Source organism: Pseudomonas sp. GM30, from assembly GCF_000282275.2.
Classification (GTDB): domain Bacteria; phylum Pseudomonadota; class Gammaproteobacteria; order Pseudomonadales; family Pseudomonadaceae; genus Aquipseudomonas.
Genome location: NZ_AKJP02000025.1, coordinates 1 through 3,037, shown reverse-complemented (window position 1 = coordinate 3,037; position 3,037 = coordinate 1). Strand labels below are relative to the sequence as shown.

General features: G+C 51.7%; 1 rRNA gene. It reads right to left on the bottom strand.

Annotation, left to right across the window (positions count from 1 at the left end):
- Positions 1 to 64: 64 nt before the first annotated feature.
- Positions 65 to 2,956 (bottom strand): 23S ribosomal RNA (locus tag PMI25_RS15725).
- Positions 2,957 to 3,037 lie beyond the last annotated feature (81 nt).

The following is a 3,037-nucleotide window of genomic DNA, read 5'->3' as shown; positions in this document are numbered from 1 at the left end:
TTCATTGCGTCTTCACACACCGCAATCTGGTCTCTTTCGAGCATGCAGATTGCTTGGGTGTTATATGGTCAAGCCTCACGGGCAATTAGTATTGGTTAGCTCAACGCCTCACAGCGCTTACACACCCAACCTATCAACGTCGTAGTCTTCGACGGCCCTTCAGGGAACTCAAGGTTCCAGTGAGATCTCATCTTGAGGCAAGTTTCCCGCTTAGATGCTTTCAGCGGTTATCTTTCCCGAACATAGCTACCCGGCAATGCCACTGGCGTGACAACCGGAACACCAGAGGTTCGTCCACTCCGGTCCTCTCGTACTAGGAGCAGCCCCTCTCAAATCTCAAACGTCCACGGCAGATAGGGACCGAACTGTCTCACGACGTTCTAAACCCAGCTCGCGTACCACTTTAAATGGCGAACAGCCATACCCTTGGGACCGGCTTCAGCCCCAGGATGTGATGAGCCGACATCGAGGTGCCAAACACCGCCGTCGATATGAACTCTTGGGCGGTATCAGCCTGTTATCCCCGGAGTACCTTTTATCCGTTGAGCGATGGCCCTTCCATACAGAACCACCGGATCACTAAGACCTACTTTCGTACCTGCTCGACGTGTCTGTCTCGCAGTCAAGCGCGCTTTTGCCTTTATACTCTACGACCGATTTCCGACCGGTCTGAGCGCACCTTCGTACTCCTCCGTTACTCTTTAGGAGGAGACCGCCCCAGTCAAACTACCCACCATACACTGTCCTCGATCCGGATAACGGACCTGAGTTAGAACCTCAAAGTTGCCAGGGTGGTATTTCAAGGATGGCTCCACGCGAACTGGCGTCCACGCTTCAAAGCCTCCCACCTATCCTACACAAGCAAATTCAAAGTCCAGTGCAAAGCTATAGTAAAGGTTCACGGGGTCTTTCCGTCTAGCCGCGGATACACTGCATCTTCACAGCGATTTCAATTTCACTGAGTCTCGGGTGGAGACAGCGCCGCCATCGTTACGCCATTCGTGCAGGTCGGAACTTACCCGACAAGGAATTTCGCTACCTTAGGACCGTTATAGTTACGGCCGCCGTTTACCGGGGCTTCGATCAAGAGCTTCGCGTTAGCTAACCCCATCAATTAACCTTCCGGCACCGGGCAGGCGTCACACCCTATACGTCCACTTTCGTGTTTGCAGAGTGCTGTGTTTTTAATAAACAGTCGCAGCGGCCTGGTATCTTCGACCGGCATGAGCTTACGGAGCAAGTCCTTCACCCTCACCGGCGCACCTTCTCCCGAAGTTACGGTGCCATTTTGCCTAGTTCCTTCACCCGAGTTCTCTCAAGCGCCTTGGTATTCTCTACCCAACCACCTGTGTCGGTTTGGGGTACGGTTCCTGGTTATCTGAAGCTTAGAAGCTTTTCTTGGAAGCATGGCATCAACCACTTCGTCACCCAAAGGGTAACTCGTCATCAGCTCTCGGCCTTAAGATCCCGGATTTACCTAAGATCTCAGCCTACCACCTTAAACTTGGACAACCAACGCCAAGCTGGCCTAGCCTTCTCCGTCCCTCCATCGCAATAACCAGAAGTACAGGAATATTAACCTGTTTTCCATCGACTACGCTTTTCAGCCTCGCCTTAGGGACCGACTAACCCTGCGTCGATTAACGTTGCGCAGGAAACCTTGGTCTTTCGGCGTGGGTGTTTTTCACACCCATTGTCGTTACTCATGTCAGCATTCGCACTTCTGATACCTCCAGCAAGCTTCTCAACTCACCTTCACAGGCTTACAGAACGCTCCTCTACCGCATCACTTGCGTGATACCCGTAGCTTCGGTGTATGGTTTGAGCCCCGTTACATCTTCCGCGCAGGCCGACTCGACTAGTGAGCTATTACGCTTTCTTTAAAGGGTGGCTGCTTCTAAGCCAACCTCCTAGCTGTCTAAGCCTTCCCACATCGTTTCCCACTTAACCATAACTTTGGGACCTTAGCTGACGGTCTGGGTTGTTTCCCTTTTCACGACGGACGTTAGCACCCGCCGTGTGTCTCCCATGCTCGGCACTTGTAGGTATTCGGAGTTTGCATCGGTTTGGTAAGTCGGGATGACCCCCTAGCCGAAACAGTGCTCTACCCCCTACAGTGATACATGAGGCGCTACCTAAATAGCTTTCGAGGAGAACCAGCTATCTCCGAGCTTGATTAGCCTTTCACTCCGATCCACAGGTCATCCGCTAACTTTTCAACGGTAGTCGGTTCGGTCCTCCAGTCAGTGTTACCTAACCTTCAACCTGCCCATGGATAGATCGCCCGGTTTCGGGTCTATTCCCAGCGACTAGACGCCCTATTAAGACTCGCTTTCGCTACGCCTCCCCTATTCGGTTAAGCTCGCCACTGAAAATAAGTCGCTGACCCATTATACAAAAGGTACGCAGTCACCCAACAAAGTGGGCTCCCACTGCTTGTACGCATACGGTTTCAGGATCTATTTCACTCCCCTCTCCGGGGTTCTTTTCGCCTTTCCCTCACGGTACTAGTTCACTATCGGTCAGTCAGTAGTATTTAGCCTTGGAGGATGGTCCCCCCATATTCAGACAAAGTTTCTCGTGCTCCGTCCTACTCGATTTCATGACTAAGAGACTTTCGCGTACAGGGCTATCACCCACTATGGCCGCACTTTCCAGAGCGTTCCGCTAATCTCAAAGCCACTTAAGGGCTAGTCCCCGTTCGCTCGCCACTACTAAGGGAATCTCGGTTGATTTCTTTTCCTCAGGGTACTTAGATGTTTCAGTTCCCCTGGTTCGCCTCTTGCACCTATGTATTCAGTACAAGATAACCATCTTGTGATGGCTGGGTTCCCCCATTCAGACATCTCCGGATCAAAGTCTGTTTGCCGACTCCCCGAAGCTTTTCGCAGGCTACCACGTCTTTCATCGCCTCTGACTGCCAAGGCATCCACCGTATGCGCTTCTTCACTTGACCATATAACCCCAAGCAATCTGGTTATACTGTGAAGACGACATTCGCCGAAAATTCGCAAAACTCTTAAGAGTCACTCACAAA